This window comes from Proteus penneri (genome assembly GCF_022369495.1).
Classification (GTDB): Bacteria; Pseudomonadota; Gammaproteobacteria; order Enterobacterales; family Enterobacteriaceae; genus Proteus; species Proteus penneri.
The window spans coordinates 1,926,147-1,949,900 of sequence record NZ_CP059690.1 but is presented as its reverse complement, the minus strand read 5'-3'; the positions used below and the strand labels follow the sequence as shown (position 1 = coordinate 1,949,900).

Annotated in this window: 18 protein-coding genes, 1 tRNA gene and 1 pseudogene; 18 read left to right on the top strand and 2 right to left on the bottom strand. The window is 36.9% G+C overall.

Annotation, left to right across the window (positions count from 1 at the left end):
- Positions 1 to 83: 83 nt before the first annotated feature.
- Entirely contained in the window at positions 84 to 677 is a 594-nt protein-coding gene (locus tag H1225_RS08910) for an NAD(P)H-dependent oxidoreductase (RefSeq protein ID WP_072063129.1), read from the top strand.
- Between the two features lie 142 nt (positions 678 to 819).
- Here the strand turns inward: H1225_RS08910 and H1225_RS08905 are convergent.
- Both H1225_RS08905 and H1225_RS08900 read right to left on the bottom strand, forming a co-directional pair.
- Positions 820 to 895: transfer RNA gene (locus H1225_RS08905), tRNA-Asn, on the bottom strand.
- A 156-nt stretch (positions 896 to 1,051) separates the two neighbouring features.
- A complete protein-coding gene (locus H1225_RS08900) occupies positions 1,052 to 1,558 on the bottom strand; it encodes a YlaC family protein (RefSeq protein WP_072063128.1) in 507 nt (168 codons plus the stop codon).
- A 455-nt stretch (positions 1,559 to 2,013) separates the two neighbouring features.
- On the opposite strand from H1225_RS08900, the gene cspE reads away from it, so the two are divergent.
- The 17 genes and pseudogenes from cspE to flhA all read left to right on the top strand — a co-directional run bounded on the left by cspE (position 2,014) and on the right by flhA (position 23,594).
- On the top strand, positions 2,014 to 2,226 hold the full coding sequence (gene cspE / locus H1225_RS08895; protein ID WP_004243573.1) for a transcription antiterminator/RNA stability regulator CspE: 213 nt from the start codon (positions 2,014 to 2,016) through the stop codon (positions 2,224 to 2,226).
- 107 nt (positions 2,227 to 2,333) lie between these two features.
- Positions 2,334 to 2,528: a protein DsrB gene (gene dsrB / locus H1225_RS08890; protein ID WP_006533211.1), complete on the top strand. Its 195-nt coding sequence runs from the start codon at positions 2,334 to 2,336 to the stop codon at positions 2,526 to 2,528.
- A gap of 401 nt (positions 2,529 to 2,929) precedes the next feature.
- Entirely contained in the window at positions 2,930 to 3,628 is a 699-nt protein-coding gene (locus tag H1225_RS08885) for an MgtC family protein (RefSeq protein ID WP_072063127.1), read from the top strand.
- 3,712 nt (positions 3,629 to 7,340) lie between these two features.
- The gene (gene flhD, locus H1225_RS08880) at positions 7,341 to 7,691 is read left to right on the top strand and encodes a flagellar transcriptional regulator FlhD (RefSeq protein ID WP_072063484.1); all 351 of its coding nucleotides are present in this window, start codon (positions 7,341 to 7,343) and stop codon (positions 7,689 to 7,691) included.
- A gap of 2 nt (positions 7,692 to 7,693) precedes the next feature.
- A complete protein-coding gene (flhC, locus tag H1225_RS08875) occupies positions 7,694 to 8,275 on the top strand; it encodes a flagellar transcriptional regulator FlhC (protein ID WP_006533207.1) in 582 nt (193 codons plus the stop codon).
- A 134-nt stretch (positions 8,276 to 8,409) separates the two neighbouring features.
- Positions 8,410 to 9,303 (top strand): flagellar motor stator protein MotA, encoded by an 894-nt coding sequence (gene motA, locus H1225_RS08870; RefSeq protein ID WP_036935706.1) that lies wholly within the window; start codon positions 8,410 to 8,412, stop codon positions 9,301 to 9,303.
- 2 nt (positions 9,304 to 9,305) lie between these two features.
- Complete coding sequence (gene motB, locus H1225_RS08865; protein ID WP_072063126.1) at positions 9,306 to 10,352, top strand: flagellar motor protein MotB; 1,047 nt, start codon at positions 9,306 to 9,308, stop codon at positions 10,350 to 10,352.
- A 35-nt stretch (positions 10,353 to 10,387) separates the two neighbouring features.
- Positions 10,388 to 12,565, top strand: coding sequence for a chemotaxis protein CheA (gene cheA, locus H1225_RS08860; protein ID WP_109400761.1), 2,178 nt, complete (start codon positions 10,388 to 10,390; stop codon positions 12,563 to 12,565).
- 21 nt (positions 12,566 to 12,586) lie between these two features.
- Positions 12,587 to 13,087 (top strand): chemotaxis protein CheW, encoded by a 501-nt coding sequence (gene cheW, locus H1225_RS08855; protein WP_006533200.1) that lies wholly within the window; start codon positions 12,587 to 12,589, stop codon positions 13,085 to 13,087.
- 383 nt (positions 13,088 to 13,470) lie between these two features.
- Positions 13,471 to 15,177: a methyl-accepting chemotaxis protein gene (locus H1225_RS08850; RefSeq protein ID WP_239739674.1), complete on the top strand. Its 1,707-nt coding sequence runs from the start codon at positions 13,471 to 13,473 to the stop codon at positions 15,175 to 15,177.
- A gap of 59 nt (positions 15,178 to 15,236) precedes the next feature.
- Positions 15,237 to 16,883 (top strand): annotated as a pseudogene (locus H1225_RS18310) (methyl-accepting chemotaxis protein).
- Positions 16,884 to 16,889: 6 nt separating this feature from the next.
- Positions 16,890 to 17,780: a protein-glutamate O-methyltransferase CheR gene (gene cheR / locus H1225_RS08835; RefSeq protein WP_072063121.1), complete on the top strand. Its 891-nt coding sequence runs from the start codon at positions 16,890 to 16,892 to the stop codon at positions 17,778 to 17,780.
- Positions 17,773 to 18,825: a protein-glutamate methylesterase/protein-glutamine glutaminase gene (locus H1225_RS08830; RefSeq protein ID WP_109847276.1), complete on the top strand. Its 1,053-nt coding sequence runs from the start codon at positions 17,773 to 17,775 to the stop codon at positions 18,823 to 18,825. The genes cheR and H1225_RS08830 overlap by 8 nt, the downstream gene beginning before the upstream one ends.
- A gap of 59 nt (positions 18,826 to 18,884) precedes the next feature.
- Positions 18,885 to 19,274: a chemotaxis response regulator CheY gene (gene cheY, locus H1225_RS08825; protein ID WP_161671115.1), complete on the top strand. Its 390-nt coding sequence runs from the start codon at positions 18,885 to 18,887 to the stop codon at positions 19,272 to 19,274.
- Positions 19,275 to 19,283: 9 nt separating this feature from the next.
- Positions 19,284 to 19,940 (top strand): protein phosphatase CheZ, encoded by a 657-nt coding sequence (gene cheZ, locus H1225_RS08820; RefSeq protein WP_023581808.1) that lies wholly within the window; start codon positions 19,284 to 19,286, stop codon positions 19,938 to 19,940.
- Between the two features lie 422 nt (positions 19,941 to 20,362).
- The gene (gene flhB, locus H1225_RS08815; RefSeq protein WP_072063119.1) at positions 20,363 to 21,511 is read left to right on the top strand and encodes a flagellar biosynthesis protein FlhB; all 1,149 of its coding nucleotides are present in this window, start codon (positions 20,363 to 20,365) and stop codon (positions 21,509 to 21,511) included.
- The gene (gene flhA, locus H1225_RS08810) at positions 21,504 to 23,594 is read left to right on the top strand and encodes a flagellar biosynthesis protein FlhA (protein WP_109847277.1); all 2,091 of its coding nucleotides are present in this window, start codon (positions 21,504 to 21,506) and stop codon (positions 23,592 to 23,594) included. Before flhB ends, flhA begins: the two co-directional genes overlap by 8 nt.
- Positions 23,595 to 23,754: the final 160 nt, after the last annotated feature.

Here is a 23,754-nt window from a genome sequence, read left to right as displayed (position 1 = left end):
ATAATGGAGAAATGAGTTAAAGCAGTGATGAGTAATTGCGTTATAGTTTGCTTATTAAATATGTGTATACAAGGAGTTTAGAAGTGACTAACGTTTTTATTATTAATGCTGCAAAAGAGTTTGATGGTTCTGAAGGGAAACTCAACGATCATTTAACGCAAGTCGCCACAGATTTGTTGTCTTCGCATCAGATAAATGTGCAATCAACACGCATTGATGATGGTTATGATAATAACGAAGAAGTTGATAAATACTTATGGGCCGATGTCATTATTTATCAAATGCCAGCATGGTGGATGGAAGGTCCTTGGATCTTAAAAAAATATATTGATGATGTATTTAGTGCTGGGTACGGCAAAATGTATATTGATGATGGTCGTACACGAAAAGATCCTTCGAAAAAATATGGTTCGGGTGGATTATTACAAGGCAAAAAGTATCTTCTTTCTGTAACTTGGAATGCGCCTTTTGAATCTTTTGAAGAACAAGAACAGTTCTTTGAAGGAAAAGGGATTGATGCTGTCTATTTTCCATTCCATAAAGCGAATCAATTTTTAGGTATGGAAGGATTAAAAACCTTCGGAATGTTTGATGTGGTGAAACAACCGCAAATTGAGCAAGATGTTGAAGCGTATAAAAAACACCTAAAACACGAAATTGTTGGAATAGCAGGTTAGGTCTTTATCGTACTAGATATAAATTAGCTATTTATTAATTAAGCAAGATAACGATACTGATTGGATTTAGGTAGCTGATTTAGATGATAAGAATGTAGAAAGTAAAAAGCCCGCACTGCAATAGCGCGGGCTTTTCTAAATTTGGCTCCTCCAACTGGACTCGAACCAGTGACATACGGATTAACAGTCCGCCGTTCTACCGACTGAACTATGGAGGAAGCGAGTTCTCGTGAGAACGAGCCGCATAATAACGATGATATATCAGAGTGTCAACGTTAAAAGTGGATTAAATATCTGTTTGGTGGGTTTATCGACAAAGTGACTAAATAATAGAAGTTATTCTCCGTGTTTTTATCTGTAACACGGAGAATCAATTAGGCTTGATGAGATAATTGTGATGCTGAAATTGATTGTTGAACGGGATCAAATGCCATCAAGTACACATCGTAAAAATGAATTTCTTGTTTTTTACTAATAATCTCACGAATGTCTTCTTTTATTTGTTGAGATATCGCAGGGTGCTGGTGGATCTCATTTATGGCTTCATCAGAGAGTTTTTCAAAGGTATACCATTCACCGTTATAGCAGACTCTCAAATCGAGAACGCCAATGTCTTCAAATTTATAGATAGGTTTTATATCAAATAATAAGATACCAGCCATCGCTAAGAACATCATAGTAAAGAGAACCAGCGAGATAACACCAAAGTAAGGTGAATAAATTAATAACGCCGCGAGTAATACATAAGAGAGAACCATGCTGATACATAGCCAGATATGGTTTTTTAAAAATTGACTATTAAAATGTGGTTTCCCGTCTCTTTTTTCTGCTTTATTGATCCGGTCTAAATCACGCTCTAAGATTTCTTTTAATACATTCATTGTAAACACCTTAAGAGATGAATGTTGCAAACTTGTTTCTTGTTACTAGATTATCACGTGGGCAAGATAAGCGGGTAGAACAGTTTTTTTAAATTCTGGCATTAACTGTTATTGTTAGATTATTAAGAATATTCTTATTCGTTGTTAATAATAGAGATAAAATATCAAATAAATTTTATACACAGTGATAAAAATCGAGGAAGAATTGTATTTTTAATGTGCAATTTGCATTTTTTTAATCTTTAGGTGCATAAAACTATTGCTATTAAACTTGTCTCATGCGTTAATGAGTAAGGCCTCAATACAGACCTGATTTATGATTGACATTCTAAGTTAATGAGTTTTAAACAGCATCGCTTTTTGACCGTTTTCTTCATGTGTGCCCATAAGTTATAGGTAGTTCAGGCCAGTAGATGCCGAGAAGGCAACGTTTTATTGATATATAGGAAAGTCACATGTCTGACAAAATGAAAGGTCAAGTTAAGTGGTTCAACGAGTCTAAAGGCTTTGGTTTTATTACTCCAGCAGACGGAAGCAAAGACGTATTCGTTCACTTTTCTGCCATTCAAGGTAACGGTTTCAAAACTCTGGCTGAAGGTCAGAACGTAGAATTCACAATTGAAAACGGTGCAAAAGGTCCAGCAGCTGCTAACGTAACTGCTCTGTAATTAAAGCCTTTTAAAAATTTTCTTCAAGCCTGTCACCTTATGGTGGCAGGCTTTTTCTTTATGGGTAAAATAAAAAAAGAGAATGATAATATTTATCAGGAGAGAAAATGCAGGTTAATGATAATGTTGTTGTAAAAACAGATGGTATTGACGATCGTGAAGGAACTATCCTACTTATCGAAGAATTTAATGAAGGTATAATGTATTTGGTATCACTCCCTGAATATCCAAAAGGAATTTGGTTTTTTAATGAAAAAGAGGGCGGTGAAGGAATATTTGTGAGACCAATACAGCAAAAGTGACTGACGTTTAGGTTTGGTTCATTTACATTTTCAAATCAGCTACTTATACTTTTGCTAAATTATAGTTAGGAGAAAACACCTTGGATACACAAAGTTGTAGGTTAATGACAAACCCATTAATCGAGAATAATTTTATTCAAAATAATAGGTAAGCTGTTTTCTTCACTAAAACTGCTTACCATTTTGGTGGGCAGTGCGTTGTAATATTCCTTTCTTATATTTCAATTATGCACTTACCCAAATAATTTCCCTTATGCAGCTAAAACAAGAAGGGTAATTTCATGTGCTATATTTTTTTCTCTTTATTTCCTCCTCCTAAGGCGATGAATTGATTTCAACACTCTGAATTGTCAGAGCAAAATTTTCATATCGATTTTAATCATCATGTAGAGGAAATAAACATGACGATGACGCCTTATATTTTAAATCTCGTGATTGCAATGTGCCTTGGTGCTTTGATTGGTGCTGAACGTCAATGGCGACAAAGAATGGCAGGTTTAAGAACAAATGCTTTAGTGGCAACGGGTGCTGCTGTTTTTATTTTAAGCTCAATAGAAACTTCGTCAGATAGCCCTGGTCGGATTGCAGCTCAAGTTGTTTCAGGTATTGGATTTCTTGGTGCTGGTGTGATCATGCGCGAAGGAATGAATATACGTGGGCTTAATACAGCAGCAACACTTTGGTGTTCTGCGGGAATTGGTGTGTTGAGTGGATTAGGTTTATATCAATTGGCGACCATAGCAGCACTTCTTATTCTTTGTGCGAATATTTTATTGCGAGAAGCTGCTCAGCGGATAAACGCTCAACCACAACATCAAGCAATAGATATTGAGCAACGCTACTCAATACGAATTATTTGTCATGAAGAAGATGAAGTTTTAGTTAGAACTCTGATTTTACAGGCAATAAATGGATTACATGTTCGATTACAGTCTTTAAGTAGTGCTGATACATTGATGCCTAGTCAATTGGAAGTTTGTGCCGAATTACTTGCAACCCCCGTCGAGCAAAAAGAGATAGAAGCGATTGTTTGCAGAGTAAGTTTAGAAAAGAGTGTCAGTGCAATTAATTGGAAGATAGCAGCAGAGCATCCTATTTAACGGATCTTTTTTAAGACAAGATTATTCTAATCAAGGCTCTCTATATTCAGTATAGGGCGCTTTTTTGTCATATAGATACTAGTTAGAGATCAACTTACAAAGTTATTTCAAAAAGGAATATGAATATTAATAAAAGTTATAAAGAATATAATTTTGTAATTTGTAAGTAATAGAACTGTCATATTTCAAGTTGTTGTATAGTCGATTATGTTTATTCGTACAGACATATTCTTTTGTATGTTCATAGTAAACTATTCACTTTTTCCTACCTAAATCCAAATCACTTAGTGTATTTACATAATATTTAATTCTAAAACTAATTTCTCTAATGAGAAGAATAAGGCGTTAGTTATACATTACGTATTATTACTAACATATAGAAATAAAGTATTTTAATTGTGTAATTATTATTTGCGTAACTATTACTTTATGGAATAAAAAATAGAAAAATATTATCAAAAAAGCTAATTAAAATACGTGATAGAGAGGATACGTTCATTTTCGTTTTAATAAAAACAAACATTTTTGTCTAAATTGATTAATGTACAATTATTTGTATTGTGGTTAACCCGTATATAATGAGTTATGAATGAAAAATATTGAACTACCTTTGTGGGGTGTTTGGTATCATTTCTCATTTTTATTAATCGTTTCTTTTGGTCTGATTTGATTTATCTCTGTTTATTTTGTTTTTAATAAATAGAAAAAACTAAAATCAAGTAAGAGATTGCTACCCATGGTTTACTTATTAAATGAGGCACTTAGGAGTATTATGGGACAAAAAGTCGTTATTAAGGGGCTTAGAGCAGTATTTCATTTGGGATAAAAATTGATGTTTTCCATTGATTATATTAGATTTTTTTAATACCTAAATTATACTCTCAAATTATTTCAATGTATTTGGCTAAAAATTTATCAACATTTACTGCCATATTTAATTTAAGCGTGATTTTTTTGAGTAATGTTTTTAATTTAATTTAATTAGACTCTCAAAATATGAAGAAAAATTTAGGAAAACGGTGGGTTTATACTGCTACAGTAAAGCTGATGAATTGCTATGGTATGTTGTCTGTAATCACTAATCATTGGTGAATGAAAATCTTTTGAAGAATTGTGGTTTTTTTTGTAAAAACCATGTGGAAAAATTGATACCAATAAGTAATCTTATAATAAGAGTAGAAAAATTACACCACTCTTTCTGTTCAGTAAAATAATCATTTCAAAATTATATTGTTTATAACTTTGTCAAGGATGTAAATCTTACTTATTACAGAAAGAGAATTATCTTAGTATGAAATAGATGTGTCGTTAGTATTTTTCTTGAAAATATATATAAAGGATAATTGTGGTACTGACCTTTTTTGATTCACCAAAAAAGATAAAACCAAGTATAAGAGGAACACTAATTTAAAACATTGCTGGTATAAAAGTGTGAACAAAAATTTCATGTTCGCTTACTAAAAAACAATGTAACTCGTTTCAATAGAACTGGAAGCAATACACAAACTATTTACATTCACCTCATGAATGATCTCGATTATTACTATAACAAAATACGGTTACAATATTTTTCAATACCTTCTTTTTCCAAAAAATTAGAACACTTTGGGGTTATAGAATACTAAGTACTGTTATTGGTTTTTAAGACTAATCTAATAAATGAGATATAAGCCTTGATTATTTAGATATATCAATATTTTTATTAGGTTTTGAGCGAGAGAAAAAGTCTTTTTAATGTTGAAATTACTCATAAAAAGGGTAATAAAATGAGTCAAATTAGTAGTTAGAATAGAGGAACATTTAGAGATATATTTTGGCGCTTTAAGTAAAGATGTACCGATATTTAAATCTTTATACTCTCCTAGGTTCGTCAACACCAACTTTTGTTAAGTAATAGTGTTGTTACGAAGTCAGCATTTTTAGTTCCGTAATGCCTTGAGACTTGTGATAGCTAGGTTGAAAAAAAGAGGCTAACTACATGATAAGAGAGAAGGTGAAACAATACTCATCATTTGTAAGAGTAAAACAAATTGTTGTTAGAAACTATTTGGGGCTAAAAGTTAACATTTGATATTTTTTTATTCGTACCAATGCTAATGGAGTAATCAATAAGGTGTTATTTTAATCATATTTGTTTTTCTGGCTTTACATTGAGAAAGTGCATCTATACAGGTGTTAACTTCGGGTTATCATATTTGCCATTACAGCCATTTATTGTGTAGAGGCAATACGGTTAACAGGAAAAACAGAATTTATATTTTACCTTATTATTTTATGAATTAATTACTTTATCTTGGAGATCTTGGGATCTTTTTTTATGAAATTGAAATTTATATTTCAAGAAATGTCTTTTTTTTATAAAAAAAGAGATGTGGTTATATAAGACATGATTTTATAAATCTGCTTTTTTTCTTTATTTTTTTACTGTCTTTTGTGTTTTTTATTAGTTGTAAATTATTGGTGGAATATAACTATACAGTGAAAAATAAGAAATTTTAAATTTCTTATATTAATAATCTTTGACTTTATTTTATAAAAAAATGCGTGTTTTTTTTGATTCAACTTAAGTTAAATACTGTATTATTTTCATATTCAATTCTGAATTAATAATTAAATTGGTAAAAGGTTTTATTTAATTAAATAAAAAAGATTATTTTGTTTTTATATTAATCTAGTAGTAATTTTAAATTTATATTGTTCATAAATTATACTATGACTCATAAAAAAAACTTATTTATATGTGGATATTATTTCTCTGTGATTAATTTAAAGGCAATAAAACTCTTATTAAGGGTTCTGTAATTTAAGTGTTAAATAGTACTTGGTAAGTATTAGCTAAATTAAATTATTACAGTTGAAACTTTAATGATGTAGAAATAAATATTCAATGATTTAAGGGTGAAGATGCATAACTAAGAATTTAATTTTATATGACTTATCGTCCTGTCTAATAAATGCATTAACTTATCATATTGATTTTAAAGTATAATATTTGGTTTGAAATAATAAAAAAATTTAGGATAACTATAAATAATTAGAATGGGTTATTTTTCAAACAAATTGTAAACAAAAAGTGATCATTTATGAAGGTTTGCGTAAATGGTGAAAAAAATAATATCTATAGAAATATTTATTAAATTTAAGAAGCTTGTTTAGATAAAGATGAGGGGGAGATATATCAATATATGTTACTGTGATCAAAAAAATCTCTAATTGTAGATTTGTCAAATTTTTATGCTGTATTTTTAGGTTTATAAGTTTAATAGATCGTATAAAATAAAAAATTATCATTAATATTTTAATTTGGGTAGATTAGCTTATTAATTTACACCAAGTTTTATTACTTTTATCACTTGAATAGTTAATGAACTAATTCCATAATAATGATTATCTTTTTGTGATGTGACTCACATAGTATTTAAATTAGACTACTTTATCCGTTGAATAACTTAATCGTTAAGGAGTAAAGTTGTTGCGTTAGGATTATTCTTAACGAGCTATATTGGCGAGCATTTAAAGTTTACTTTTAATTTAAATGATTTTTTCGCTACTTTTGAAAATGACCGTAACTAAGTAATACAAGGTAGTGTTACTACGTGTCATGTTCATAAAATGGGGCCTGGAATTTAATATTACATTTATATTAATTTCCTCGGGATCTTTCATTAGAAAGATCCTCTTTGTTCAATATAATCGGACGGGATGTAAAGAGATGAGTACGGTTGAATTGCTTAAGCATATTTATGACATAAATTTATCGTATTTGCTTTTGGCGCAAAGGTTAATTAACCAAGAAAAGGCTTCCGCAATGTTTCGGCTTGGGATTAGTGATGCAATGGCGGATGCACTGGCAGAGCTTACATTGCCACAATTGGTTAAGTTGGCTGAAACAAACCAACTAATCTGTAATTTCCGCTTTGAAGACAGCGAAACAATAGAACAACTCACTAAAGAATCTAGAGTGGATGATTTACAACAAATTCATACTGGCATTCTTCTTTCTTCTAACTTGTTTCGTCAGTTATCGGAACAAGACACTACTGCAACAAAGAAACGGGCATAACAATGAGTGAGAAAAGTATCGTCCGAGAAGCGAAAGATATTCGCTTAGCAATGGAATTAATCACCTTGGGTGCCCGCTTACAAATGCTTGAAAGTGAAACTCAATTAAGTCGGGGGCGTTTAATTAAATTATACAAAGAATTAAGAGGGAGCCCCCCTCCAAAAGGAATGCTGCCATTTTCAACGGATTGGTTTATGACATGGGAACAAAATATCCATTCCTCAATGTTTTATAATGCTTATCGCTTTTTATTAAAAAATGGCGGTTGTGTTGGCGTTGAGGCTGTTGTTAAGGCTTATCGTTTATACTTAGAGCAATGTCCTCCTGTTAAAGATCAAGAACCTATTTTAGCACTAACAAGAGCATGGACATTAGTACGTTTTGTTGAAAGTGGTATGTTGCAACTTTCTGTTTGTACCAAATGTAATGGTTCATTTATTACACACGCACACCAGCCAGCTAGTAATTATGTTTGTAGTCTTTGCCAGCCACCTTCTCGCGCAATAAAAAAACGTAAACTTTCCGCCAATCCTGCCGATATTAACTTACAACTGTTGGATGGTCTTGAACAGTTTGCAATGTGATTCGAGATTGAAAGTTAAATATCAGGTTATAGAGCTTAGTTATCTATAACCTGTACCGTTTCCTCTCCCCCTCCTATCTCTTGCTGCTATGTTCGCCATTCTCTCAATAACGAAATTAGCTAAAGGGATATCGCGTGTTAGTACTCTTAGGATATATCGTGGTTATGAGCGCCGTCATCGGGGGATATCTTCTCGTCGGTGGTAGTTTAGGTGCCTTATACCAGCCAGCCGAATTTATAATCATCTTTGGTGCCGGTATCGGTGCTTTTATTGTAGGTAATAATGGTAGAGCAATTGTATCGACAATGAAGATCCTACCGAAATTACTTCGTAGTACAAATTATAATAAAGCGATGTACATGGATTTAATGGCACTCATGTTTCGTTTATTGTCAAAAGCTCGTCAAAACGGGATGTTGGCATTAGAGAGAGATATCGAAAATCCACAACAAAGTGACATTTTTTCCCAATATCCTCGCATTATGAAAGATGTTTATATGCTCAGTTTTATTACTGACTATATGCGTCTGATGGTGACAGGGAATATGAACCCTTATGAAATTGAATCTCTGATGGATGAAGAGATTGCAACTTTTGAGGAAGAGAGCGAAGTTCCTGCAACGGGATTATCTGCCATGGGTGATTCACTGCCCGCATTTGGTATTGTTGCTGCGGTGATGGGGGTCGTTAATGCGTTAGGTGCAGCCGATAGACCTGCTGGTGAAATGGGCGTTCTCATTGGTCATGCAATGGTTGGTACTTTCTTAGGTATTTTATTAGCTTATGGCTTTATTTCACCATTAGCTTCTAGGCTCAGACAGCGCTCTAGTCAGCAAATGAAAATGATGGAGTGCATCAAAACAACATTGTTATCTAGCATGAATGGATATGCACCACAGATAGCTGTTGAATTTGGACGTAAAACCCTCTTTCTGGCAGACAGACCTTCTTTTATTGAATTGGAAGAACATGTACGTCAGGTACGGACACCAATGCAGGCAAATCCTGATGCAATGAAAGAAGAGTAATTATGAAGAGTAATTCACAAATCATCCGAGTTAAAAAGCGAGGGAGAAAGCAACATAACGCTCACGGTGGTGCATGGAAGATAGCTTATGCTGACTTTATGACCGCAATGATGGCTTTCTTTCTGGTGATGTGGTTACTTTCAATCTCTAGTCCACAAGAATTAACTCGTGTAGCCGAATATTTTCGTACGCCATTAAAAGTCGCTATTGAAAAAGGGCGATTTAGTGGGGATGCAACCAATCCTATTCCTGGAGGAGGGCGTGATCCTGTCTATAACGAAGGCGATATTTTGCCAAAAGGCCAAGAAGATAAACAGCTCAATGAAAAGCAACAATTCCGCCGATTAAAAGAGAATTTAGAACAAGTCATTTTAAATGATCCTCGGTTAAAAGATCTGAAGCCTCATTTACTGATCGACATGATGGATGAAGGTTTGCGCATTCAAATTATTGATAAAGCAAATCGACCGATGTTTAGAGTCGGTAGTGCCACCGTTGAACCTTATATGAAAGATATTTTGACGGCAATCGCACCTATTTTAAATGATACGCCATACAAAATCAGTTTATCGGGTCATACCGATGATATCCCTTATGCAAGTGGTGCTTTTAAATATAGTAACTGGGAATTATCAACGGATCGTGCAAATGCTTCTCGTCGAGAATTAATTGGTGCAGGCTTAAATGAATGGAAAGTATTGCGTGTTGTGGGTATGGCATCAACAGTTCATTTAGTTAAAGAGGATGGTTTTGCAGCTGCTAACCGACGGATCAGTATTTTGGTCTTAACGAAGCAAGCAGAACAAAAAATTGTACAAGAAAATGAGCGGGTTGCACCGACAGTAACAGAGGCTTCAGAAATTAAACCTCTACTTTCAGGGCAAGAAACCCCACAAGAAAAAGCAGAAAACACACAGACGGGTTCGTCTGTGTCTTCTGCATCTGAGCTTCCCGAATCAAAAAAGGAAAATGTTGAAACAGGAGTTTCTGGGGAAAGTTTGCCATCACAATCGACAAATATTACTACAAAGCAGGGAACAGCCCCCTAATTTGTTAGTAATCGCGTAAAGGTGAATGAGTAACGATGGATATTACTGAGTTTTATCAAACATTTTTTGATGAAGCAGATGAGTTGTTAGCTGATATGGAACAGCATTTGCTGTTACTTGATCCGGCAAATCCAGATCAAGAACAGTTGAATGCAATTTTCCGTAGTGCACACTCCATAAAAGGAGGAGCTGCAACATTTGGCTTCGTTAAACTTCAACAGACCACTCATGTGCTTGAAAACTTGCTCGATAGTGCAAGGCGTCATGAGATGGCGCTCACCGACGACATTATTAACCTGTTTCTGGAAGCGAAAGATATTATGCAACAGCAATTGGATGCACATAAAAACTCACAAGAACCTGATGAGGAAACATTTAACTATATTTGTGAGAAGTTGCGTCAGCTGGCTCTCGATGTAAAAGAAGAACAATCCGCTCCTCAAGTTGAGGCTGTTGCTGGATCTGAAGCTTCGGACTCACAGGCCACAATGATTGAAACTCCTGTTTTGTCATCTGACGCTGAAAATGTGCAAAGTGAAGCCGTAGAAAACAGAGTTGAAGTCGCATCGACAATGGCAGCTGATGGACATTATTACCATCATATCATTTTGTCTGATCTGAAAGAGACAGATATTGATTTAATGCTCGATGAATTAAAGCATCTTGGTGAAGTTAGCCAAGTTGAAAAACAGCATCATGGCCTTGAAGCAATATTAAAAACTACTGCAACAGAAGAAGATATCAGCGCTGTACTTTGTTTTGTGATTGAACCTGAACAAATCTCGTTTAAAAAAGTGGTTGTTGCAGAAAAAACACCAGAAAAAAATGCAGTTACAGAAGAAAGTACAACATCTGTTGATGATGCTCATGTTGAAAGCCAAGCTGAGCAACCTGCACCTGTACAAAAAACAGTGGTTGAAAAGGTGATGCCATCGGCAGAACCAACTAAAGCACCTGTAGCAGCACCAACGAAAAGGCCAACTGCAGCGGCAACACCAAAAACAGAATCAAGCAGCATTCGTGTTGCAGTTGAAAAAGTTGACCAATTAATCAACTTAGTTGGTGAGCTGGTTATTACACAGTCAATGTTGGCGCAGCACAGCGGTAGTCTTGAGCCTGCAATATATAGTGATTTATTAAGTTGTATTGCTCAGTTGCAGCGTAATTCTCGTGATTTACAAGAATCTGTTATGTCAATACGTATGATGCCGATGGAATATGTTTTCAGTCGCTTCCCTCGAGTTGTTCGTGATGTTGCAGGTAAAATGAATAAGAAAGTTGAGTTAAACATGATTGGTAGCTCAACAGAACTTGATAAAAGCTTAATTGAAAAAATTATCGATCCTTTAACTCACTTAGTTCGTAACAGCCTTGATCACGGTATTGAAATGCCAGCGGAGCGGATTGCACTGGGTAAACCGGAAGCAGGGCAGTTAACGCTGTCTGCGGAACATCAAGGTGGTAATATTTGCATTGAAGTGACTGATGATGGCGCAGGATTAAACCGCGAACGTATTTTGAAAAAAGCGATTTCCTCTGGGCTTGCAGTTTCTGAAAATATGAGCAACGAAGAAGTTGCTATGCTGATTTTTGCACCGGGTTTCTCTACCGCCGAAGTCGTAACAGATGTTTCCGGCCGTGGTGTGGGTATGGATGTTGTGAAACGAAATATCCAAGAGATGGGGGGGCAAATTCAGATCAGTTTTGAGGTTGGTAAAGGAACGCGTATTCGTATTTTACTTCCACTAACATTAGCAATTTTAGATGGTATGTCTGTTAAAGTTCATGACGAAGTCTTTATTTTACCATTAGGAACGGTAGTCAGTTCTTTACAACCGGAAGAAGATGATATTTATCCATTGGCTGGCGATGAGAAATTATTGCAGGTTAGAGGGGAATATTTACCACTGATTGAATTGCATCGTACTTTTAATATTGAAGGCGCTCAAACGGATATTACCCAAGCAATTGCGGTTATTGTTCAAAGTGCCGGACGTCGTTATGCTTTATTAGTAGATCAATTAGTTGGTCAGCATCAAGTTGTTGTTAAAAATATAGAGAGTAATTACCGAAAAGTTCCGGGGATATCTGCAGCAACAATTATGGGTGACGGTAGTGTAGCTTTAATTCTTGATGTACCAGAATTGCAACGTTTAAGTCATACACAAATGACGAATAAGAAAAAGAATACAACTGCAAGTGCAGTCATTTAATAGTGAGGATAAAATAAGATTATGGCTTCGGAACATTTCGAGAAATTATCCGGTGAAACTGTTGGACAAGGATTTCTAATTTTTACGCTGGGTGATGAAGAATATGGAATTGATATTTTAAAGGTTCAAGAAATTCGTGGATATGATCAAGTTACACGTATTGCTAATTCACCTAGCTTTATTAAAGGTGTAACTAATTTACGGGGCGTTATTGTTCCGATAGTTGATCTGCGTATTAAATTTTCACAAGAAAGTGTAACTTATAATGACAATACTGTTGTTATCGTGGTTAACTTATTAAATCGAATTGTAGGAATTGTGGTTGATGGCGTTTCTGATGTTCTTACGCTAAAGCCAGAACAAATCTGCCCTGCGCCAGAGTTTGCAGTCACCATGTCTACTGAGTATTTAACAGGTTTAGGTACTTTAGATGAAAGAATGCTTATTCTTGTTGATATTGAAAAATTACTCAATAGTGAAGAAATGGAATTAGTCGATAGTGCTGCAATTCAAGCTAAATAAGTTTTTATTTTTTAAAAAATAATCTAAATACTGTTCCGGTAATTTTGCCGGAATAGTTATTTTTATCTTTTTTATTTTATTAGTGAGCGTTAACACATTAAATTAACCTTAAGTGAAATTAAAAGATAAAAAAGAACTAATAATTTTAGTTAAGTTCTATTTTATTACTTATTAACTTAATAAGTAGCTATCACTTAGCTGTAATATTTTTCTACTGACGGAAATAACTTTAAAGTTTTTTATACTTATAATTTTAATTAAAAATGGTATTACCACCGCTTTCTAATGGAGCAAAATGTGACTAAGACGAAATGAATCCTATAAAGTTTCTCTTAAGTCTGCCGATAACTTGCTCATTACCGTTTATTATAAAAAGGGAAACTATGTTTAGCCGAATGAAAATAGTGACTGGATTATTATCCATTCTTCTGTTGTTTGGTGTTTTGCAATTTGTCTCAGGGGGCGTTTTTTACTCAAATATCGTTGAGACAAGAAACGACCTTAATAAAACACTGACAATACAAAAGCAACGTGAACGCCTAGATGAAAGCTGGGCTAACTTACTTCAAGCTCGTAATAATATTAACCGCGCTGCGATTAGTTTTTTATTACAAGATAAAAATCTTAATGTAGATAATTCTCTGTCTGTTGATTATTTGGCGGGACTTGCTCGCAAAAATATGTCGCGTGCAGACGAGAAATTTAAAGAATTTGAAAAGAATATTACTGCTTATCAAATTCACTCAGAAGATGATATTCGTAGTCTAAAAGGGCGCTTTATCGAATATTTCTCTGCATTAAACCAATTAGAAATTTTACTTCAAGATAAGAACTTAAAAGATTTTTTTGAGCAACCAACTACGGGTTATCAAGACGCTTTATATAAAGAATATCTTTCATATGTTATGCGTAATGAGAAATTTAACGAAGAGTTAAATATGGCATTAGAAGCCTCTCACCAACGTACTACCATTACTATAGCAGTGTTAGCCATTATCGTTATTGCGGCATTAATTCTCTGTTGGTTTGCATTACGTAATGCCTTAATTAGACCGTTAAACTCACTTCTATTAAGTATTAAAACTTTCTCTGAAGGTGATTTACGTCCAAATATCGAGGTGAATGGCCGCAATGAAATGAGCTTGTTAGCGAGTGGTTTAAAACATATGCAACAAGAGCTAATTCAAACTGTTCGTGGTGTCTATCAAAGTACAGAAAATATTTATAACAGTACAAGTGAAATTGCTGCGGGGAATAATGACTTATCTGCTCGTACAGAAGAGCAAGTCGCTTCGTTAGAAGAAACTGCTGCAAGTATGGAACAATTAACTGCAACTGTAAAACAGAACGCAGATAACGCTCGCCAAGCAAGTAACCTTGCTAATGACGCCTCAGATATTGCCCGCCAAGGTGGAAAAGTTGTTGCTAATGTGGTGCAAACAATGCACGACATAGCCGGAAGTTCTCAGAAAATCACCGATATCACAGCTGTTATCGATGGCATTGCATTCCAGACCAATATTTTGGCACTGAATGCAGCTGTTGAAGCAGCAAGAGCCGGTGAGCATGGTCGCGGATTTGCGGTGGTTGCCGGAGAAGTTCGTAACCTTGCACAGAGAAGTGCAGAAGCTGCTAAAGAAATAAAAACACTGATTGAAGATTCTGTAAGTCGTACTGAAACTGGCTCTGTGCTTGTTGAAAGTGCGGGTGAAACGATGACGCGTATCGTGGATTCAGTAACGCGCGTTACTGATATCATGGGCGAAATTGCTTCAGCATCAGATGAGCAAAGCCGAGGTATTTCACAAGTTGGCCTTGCGGTTTCTGAAATGGATCGTGTTACTCAGCAAAACGCCTCTTTAGTAGAACAATCTGCAGCAGCTGCTGCTGGTCTTGAAGATCAAGCAGTTGCATTAACCCGCTTAGTTTCAATCTTCAAATTACCGGGTCAGGAAGAAAAAATGCTAGAAAAAAAGGAATTGGATGCAACCCCTGTAGTTAAAGCCGCTGCTCCACTTATAAAACCAGGAACCTCAGAAAAGAAAAAGAGCAGCAGTGTTGAAGATCCAGCTAATTGGGAAACTTTCTAACAACAACAAGTGGCTGACAAGCGGTGGCTTTGAACCACCGCTTTAAACGAGGTGAAGGCATGTTTAGGTTTCGCAAATTAAAGATATCCACCAGTCTCTATTTATTACTGATGATGTTTTGCGTTATGCAATTGATTTCTAGTGGTATTTCGCTAGGAATTGTTCATTTGAATAACGAACAGATCACTAAAGTAGATATAGATACATCTAAGTGAGATGAATTAGGATTAAGTTGGGCATCTTTAATACAAACACGTAATGCGATTAATCGTGTAGCTATCGCAGTGAAAACTGAACAGTCAACGGATTATATTCAATCTATTGAATCAATTGCACTTTCACGTTTGGAAACGGCGAATACTCATTTTCAAAATTTCCTTGCTGAAATAAATAAAGAGGCAATCCCAACAGAAGAAAAAGAAATTGTTGATGCAGTGAAAAATGATTACCACGTTTTGTATGGTGCATTAACCGAATTACATAGCATGTTAAAAAACGATAACTTCCAAGGTTTTTTAGATCAACCAACAGAACGTTATCAAACAGCGATGGAAAATTCATTTAATACCTATATGAATTATGTTCAGGATGAAATTACTGAATCTATCGAGCAAGGACATCGTTCTTATACTATTGCTATCTTGATGTTTATCGGTGCAATAGCGATGGTTATTGTTGTATCAATCGCCGCTCATCGCTGGCTAAGTTTTAATATCATTAAACCTTTCGCAAGTTTAAGCCGTTATTTTAATGATGTTGCCACGGGTAAATTAAATCGTGAAATTCTTGTCTTCACCGATGATGAAATAGGAAATGTGTTTAAAAAACTACGAGAGATGCGTGGTGAGCTTGCACGTTCTATTCGTCTCGTTCGTGATAATAGCCATGCTATGTATTCGGGTATTCAAGAAATTTCCAAAGGAAATACGGATTTATCCTCAAGAACTGAACAACAAGCTGCTTCGTTAGAAGAAACTGCGGCAAGCATGGAAGAGTTAACAGCAACGGTAAAACAAAATGCTGATAACGCTCTGCAAGCGAGCAAGCTCGCAGAATCTGCTTCTGAAACAGCTATACGTGGTGGGCAAATCACGCATAGTGTTGTTGAAACCATGGATGCGATTACACAAAGTTCTCAAAAGATAGGGGCTATTATCAGTGTGATTGATGGTATTGCGTTCCAAACCAATATATTAGCACTTAACGCGGCGGTTGAAGCTGCTCGCGCGGGTGAACAAGGGCGTGGATTCTCTGTCGTTGCAGGAGAAGTTCGTAACCTTGCTCAACGTAGTGCTGATGCTGCAAAAGAAATTAAGTTGTTGATTGATGAGTCCGTTTTACGTGTCTCTCAAGGTTCTCAACTCGTTAATAATGCAGGACAGACAATGGAGGAACTCGTCACCTCAGTAAATAAAGTCACTGAATTAATGGCAGAAATCGCCTCAGCTTCTGATGAACAAAGCCGAGGTATTCACCAAGTCGCTGATGCAGTCAGTCAGATGGATCAGGTGACACAGCAAAACGCTGCTTTGGTGGAGCAATCAGCATCTGCTGCCGCAGCATTAGAAGATCAGGCTAATAACCTTGTTGATGCTGTATCGGCATTCGAGTTGCCTGACACGGATGAGAGTAATAATTCTTCATCCTTAGAAGGTAATGGGTTGAAAAAAGCAGATAAAAAATCATTTTTTAAAAAGACCCATTAAAAAACAATGAAACGTAATGTTACTGAAGTCTTATCAGATATCGCTGCTCAACCGTTGGATATTTTTACCCAACGGTTCATGTTGTCCGATGATCAGTTCCAATCTATATGCCAATTGATTTATCAAAAGGCTGGTATTGTGCTGACTAACAACAAAAGGGAGATGGTTTATAACCGTCTCACTAGGAGGTTACGTGAATTACGGATGAATAACTTTGGTGACTATCTTGCGTTTCTTAAAAGTGATGTACGCAACCCTGAATGGCAAGAGTTTGTCAATGCATTAACAACCAATCTCACTGCATTTTTCAGGGAAGCGCATCATTTTCCTATTTTGGCAAAACATGCCAGAAAAAAAGCAGGAGGCGTCTACCGAGTATGGTGTGCAGCAGCATCTACTGGAGAAGAACCTTATTCAATAGCGATGACTTTACGCGATGTTTTTGGAAATAACCCGTATAAAACCAAAATTATTGCCAGCGATATCGATACTAATGTGTTGGATAAAGCACGAAAAGGTGTTTACCGACAGGAAGAGCTTAAAACATTAAATGATGAATATTTGAAAAAATATTTTCTCAAAGGTGTCGGCGAGTTTGAAGGATACGTGAAAATTAGACATCAAATTAGCGAGATGGTCTCTTTTCAGTATTTGAATTTACTCGACAAGCAATGGGATTTAGAAGGTAGTTTTGATGCGATTTTTTGTCGTAATGTCATGATTTATTTCGACAAAGAAACACAACAAACCTTACTTAATCGCTTTACCTCATTACTTAAGCCAGACGGAATGCTGTTTGTTGGACATTCAGAGAATGTAAGCCAGCTTAGCAAGAATTTCTACTTGCATGGGCATACCGTTTACGGGCTGACACCAGCAAGGAGAGGTTATGAATAAAATAACGGTACTCTGTGTCGATGATTCGGCGTTAATGCGTCAAATCATGCGAGAAATCATCAACAGTCATAGCGATATGGAAGTTGTTGATTGTGCACCAGATCCTATAGTGGCTCGTGACTTAATAAAAAAGTACAACCCACAGGTATTAACGTTAGACGTTGAAATGCCACGTATGGATGGTATTGATTTCTTGGAAAAATTGATGCGATTAAGACCAATGCCTGTCGTTATGGTTTCATCATTAACAGCTAAAGGCTCCGAAGTAACGTTAAAAGCGTTAGAGTTGGGTGCGGTTGATTTTGTGACTAAACCACAGCTTGGTTTGCGTGAAGGTATGATGGCTTATAGCGAACTGATTGCCGAGAAAATTCGAGCGGCAGCACTGGCACGAATTAATCGCCGAGAAGTACAAGCACAGCCTTCTAAATCATTGTCATTTACACCGATGATTTCGAGTGAAAAGTTGATCGCTGTCGGCGCATCAACTGGTGGCACAGAGGCTATTCGTAATTTTCTAGAACCATTACCGATTACCAGCCCTGCGATATTAATTACGCAACATATGCCGGCAGGGTTTACACACTCATTTGCAGAACGATTAAATCGATTATGTCAAATTAGTGTAAAAGAAGCAGAAGACGGCGAACGTGTATTACCTGGGCATGCTTATATTGCACCAGGTGATTATCACATGGAGCTTCGTCGTAATGGTGCTAACTACCAGATCCACATTAATAAAGAACCTGCAGTAAACCGTCATCGTCCTTCAGTTGATGTGCTATTTCGTTCAGTTGCAAAATATGCGGGGCGTAATGCTATTGGCGTTATTTTAACTGGGATGGGAAGTGATGGTGCAGTTGGGTTATTAGAAATGCGTCAAGCAGGAAGTTATACCTTTGCACAAGATGAAGCGAGTTGTGTCGTCTTTGGTATGCCTCGTGCTGCGGTTGAAATAGGCGCAGTAGACGAAGTGAAAAGCATAAGCGCAATGAGTAAAGCGGTGCTGATGAAAATCAGTAGCACGCAATCATTGCGTATCTGATTAAGTTCAGTTTAAAAAGCAACACAGTAATTTGCCGATATATTTTGAAGGAGTTTTCAATGGCAAGTAAGGATCTGAAATTTTTAGTGGTTGATGATTTTTCAACAATGCGCCGCATAGTTCGTAATTTGCTAAAGGAATTAGGATTTACGAATGTAGAAGAAGCAGAAGATGGTGCTGACGCGTTAACTAAATTACGCAATTCGGCAGTTGATTTTGTGATTACAGACTGGAACATGCCAAACATGGATGGTCTAGAGCTTCTTAAAAATATTCGTAGTGACGCGGGACTTGCAGCAACACCAGTACTGATGGTAACCGCTGAAGCTAAAAAAGAAAATATCATTGCAGCAGCGCAAGCTGGTGCAAGTGGATATGTTGTTAAACCTTTTACGGCAGCAATTCTTGAAGAAAAACTAAATAAAATTTTTGAAAAACTGGGCATCTAAGGAGTCGCAATGAGTGGGAATCCAATTATGCCGAAAGATAATATTGAAATGACATCTGATATTATCAGCCGGATCGGACAATTGACGCGGATGTTACGCGACAGTTTGCGAGAATTAGGATTGGATAAAGCAATAGCCGAAGCAGCAGAAGCCATCCCTGACGCTAGGGAACGACTGGACTATGTTGCTCAAATGACCGCTCAGGCAGCTGAGCGTACATTGAATTGTGTCGAAGCTGCGCAGCCTAAACAGGATGCGTTAAGTGCCGATGCGACTAAGCTTACTGAACGTTGGGACCAATGGTTCGAACAGCCAGAAGAGCTGAAAGATGTACGCTCTCTTGTAACCGATACCCGCAATTATTTGCGGGATATCCCTGAGAGTACGGCTTTTACTAACAGTCAGTTATTGGAAATCATGATGGCACAGGATTTCCAAGATCTGACCGGTCAGGTGATTAAACGCATGATGAGTGTCGTTCAAGAAATTGAAAAACAACTCGTGATGGTATTAATGGAAAACCTGCCACCAGAGCAACTTGAAAAGTCTAATGTGAAGAAAGAGACTGACTCTTTATTAAATGGTCCTCAGGTTAATAAAAACAACGCTGGTGTGATCAAAAATCAAGATCAAGTTGATGATTTGCTAGAAAGTCTAGGTTTTTAACCTGTGATGAGTTGTAGGGCGATAAGGACGTTGAGATATGCAGGACGCATTCGCTCTATGCTCTGCTCTTTTAGGATGGTGTATTTTATGGATAAAAAATCACGTAATAATGCTTTAATAGCTCACGCTATTGAAGAAACTGTAAGCCGCTTTGTTTAAGCGGCTTTTGAAGTTGTTGAAATAAACATCAAAAGTAAAATAACTCAATTTTACTGTGAATTTTGCTAATTTCCTTATAATCAGCGTCAATATTGGTCATATCTCCATTTTTATCATTAGGTTGTTTTTTTCAGTGCATGCCGTCATAGCCCAAAAAGCCCCGTAAATTTGCGATTGTTCAACCCATCAATTTCCTCTGAATTTGTCATGCTTAGAGTCATTTCATTCATGCTTTTAATCTCATTACCTAAATCGGACAGACTGTGGCTGAAGATAGCGATCTCGAAAAAACAGAGGAACCCACACCCCATAAACGGGAAAAAGCTAAAAAGGATGGGCAAATTGTCCGTTCTAAAGAGCTTTCATCCGTTTTAATGATCTTGGGTGGCGTGAGTTTGCTGTGGATGAGTGGTGGATTTATCACTCGTGAGTTATATGCCATGTTAACAGAAGGGTTTACGTTTAATCATCACCTTATCGGTAATGAGAATTTATTGATCCCTCGATTTGGTAGCTTGATTAAACAAGCTGTTTTTGCGCTATCACCCGTGTTTTTGGGGTTAGTATTTGTAGCAATTGGTGGCTCTGCCTTATTAGGTGGGATTAACTTTAGTAGTAAATCCATTAAGTTTGATCCCAAAAAATGGAATCCTATTTCTGGGTTAAAACGTATTTTTTCTATGAATGCGTTAGCAGAGTTGTTTAAAGCGATACTGAAATCAACCTTTGTGGGGATCGCTGCAACAGTGTTTTTATGGCACAACTGGAACGATATTCTCCATCTGATCACGCTTCCACCGCTTAGTGCGCTAGCCAATGCGATGCAACTGCTAATTTTTGCTGTCTACATTACGGTTTTTATGCTGATCCCGATGGTGGCATTCGACATTATTTTCCAAATCCGTAGTCATCTGAAAAAACTACGTATGACACGCCAAGAAATTAAAGACGAATTTAAACAGCAAGAGGGTGATCCGCAACTTAAAGCGCGTATCCGCCAGCAGCAACATGCGATGTCGCGTCGTCGAATGATGGCAGATGTGCCTAATGCAGATGTAATTGTGACAAACCCAACCCACTATGCTGTCGCACTGCAATATAACGACAAAATGACAGCCCCTAAAGTGTTAGCAAAAGGGGCTGGGGCTATTGCGTTAAAAATTAAAGAAATTGGTGCAGAAAATCGAATTCCGCTTCTAGAAGCGCCGCCGCTTGCTAGGGCGTTATATCGTCACAGTGAAATAGGCCATGCAATACCTTCAACCCTTTATGCTGCGGTTGCAGAAGTACTTGCATGGGTTTATCAACTGAAACGATGGAAAACCGAAGGTGGTTTAAAACCTAAACAACCTATGAACTTGCCAGTGCCTCCCGCACTGGACTTTGCTGGAGAAGATAATCGTCATGGCTAATTTGGCCTCATTACTCCGCTTGCCGGGAAATTGGAAAAGTTCTCAGTGGCAGATACTGGCAGGGCCAGTGCTTATCTTGTTGATACTGTCAATGATGGTATTGCCATTGCCACCTTTTCTATTGGATTTATTATTTACCTTTAATATCGCACTCTCCATTATGGTGCTGTTAGTAGCAATGTTTACAAAGCGTACTTTAGATTTTGCTGCTTTCCCGACTATTTTGCTGTTTACCACGTTGTTACGTTTATCATTAAACGTGGCTTCAACGCGTATCATCTTAATGGAAGGGCATACAGGGCCAGAAGCCGCAGGGCGCGTTGTTGAGGCCTTTGGCCATTTCCTTGTTGGCGGTAACTTTGCTATCGGTATTGTGGTCTTTATCATCCTTATTTTGATTAACTTTATGGTTATTACCAAGGGTGCAGGACGTATTGCTGAAGTGGGTGCACGTTTTGTGTTAGATGGAATGCCGGGTAAACAGATGGCAATCGATGCTGACCTGAATGCGGGCATTATCAACGAAGATGAAGCTAAAAAACGTCGTAAAGAAGTTTCATTAGAATCTGACTTTTACGGCTCAATGGATGGTGCGAGTAAGTTTGTTCGTGGTGATGCTATCGCAGGCTTAATGATCCTAGTGATTAACGTGGTAGGCGGTCTTATCGTCGGTGTCGCTCAACATGGAATGGCATTAAACGATGCTGCAACGACTTATACCCTTTTAACCATTGGTGATGGTCTGGTTGCTCAGATCCCAGCATTGATTATCTCAACAGCAGCAGGTGTTATCGTTACGCGTGTTGCAACAGATGAAGATGTTGGGCAACAAATGGTGACCCAACTATTTGATAATCCTCGTGTACTGATGTTAACAGCTGGGGTATTAGGCTTGTTAGGTTTAGTACCGGGAATGCCTAACTTTGTTTTCCTATTCTTCACCGCAGCATTAGGTGGATTAGGTTGGTATATCTTACGTCGTAATGCTAACCCTGAAGTACAACAACAAAAAGAGATGGAAGAAGTTGAAAAACAAAATCGTGTTGTTGAAGCATCATGGGAAGATGTGCAACTTGAAGATCCATTAGCGATGGAAGTGGGGTATCGGTTAATTCCAATGGTAGATAGCCGCCAAAATGGCGAGTTGTTAGGTCGAATTAGTGGGATTCGTAAAAAGTTTGCTCAAGAGACAGGATATCTCCCTCCCGTTGTTCATATTCGAGACAATATGGAATTAAAACCTTCTTTTTATCGCATTCTAATGAAAGGGGTTGAAATTGGTCATGGAGAAGCGCATCCGGGGCGTTGGTTAGCAATCAATCCGGGTAATGCTGTTGGCTCTTTAGAAGGTGATATTACTCAAGAACCTGCATTTGGTTTACCGGCAGTTTGGATCGATGACAGTTTAAGAGAGCAAGCACAGGTGCAGGGCTATACCGTTGTTGCTGCAAGTACTGTTATTGCAACGCACTTTAATCATGCATTAACGAAATACGCATCAGAATTATTTGGTCGTCAAGAAGCACAAATGTTATTTGATAGGGTCAGTAAAGAGCTCCCTAAAATGACAGAAAATATGATCCCAGATATGCTTTCACTGACGGTATTGCACAAAGTATTGCAAAACCTACTGTCTGAGCAGGTGCCTATTCGTGATATGAGAACTATATTAGAAGCCTTAGCGGAGCATGCACCAGAACAAAAAGATCCAGCTGAATTAACCGCCGTGGTTCGTGTTGCACTTCGTCGAGCGATTACACAACATTGGTTTGGTGATCAAGATGAAATCCAGGTGATTGGTTTAGATGCAAGCTTAGAGCGTATTCTGGTTCAAGCGATGCAAAGTGGCGGTGGATTAGAACCAGGGCTTGCTGAAAATATTGAACAACAAGCGGCAGATGCTGTACGCCATCAAGAGATGTCCGGCGGTGCGCCAGTATTATTAGTGAATCATTCGCTACGTTCATTATTGTCACGTTTTTTACGTCGTAGCCTGCCACAATTAGCCGTATTATCAAATATGGAAATCAGTGAAGGTCGTCGTATTCGTATGACGTCGATGATTGGTGGACAGCCACACTAAACTAATAATTAGACGTCATATAGACCAATAATCTTTATTTTGAACATGTTATTACACGCGACTAATTTGATTAGTTGCGTGTTTTTTTATCTCTATCTTGTTTTAATCCTTACAGATGATGTTTTATTTATAATATCTAAGAAAATTAATTTCATTAATA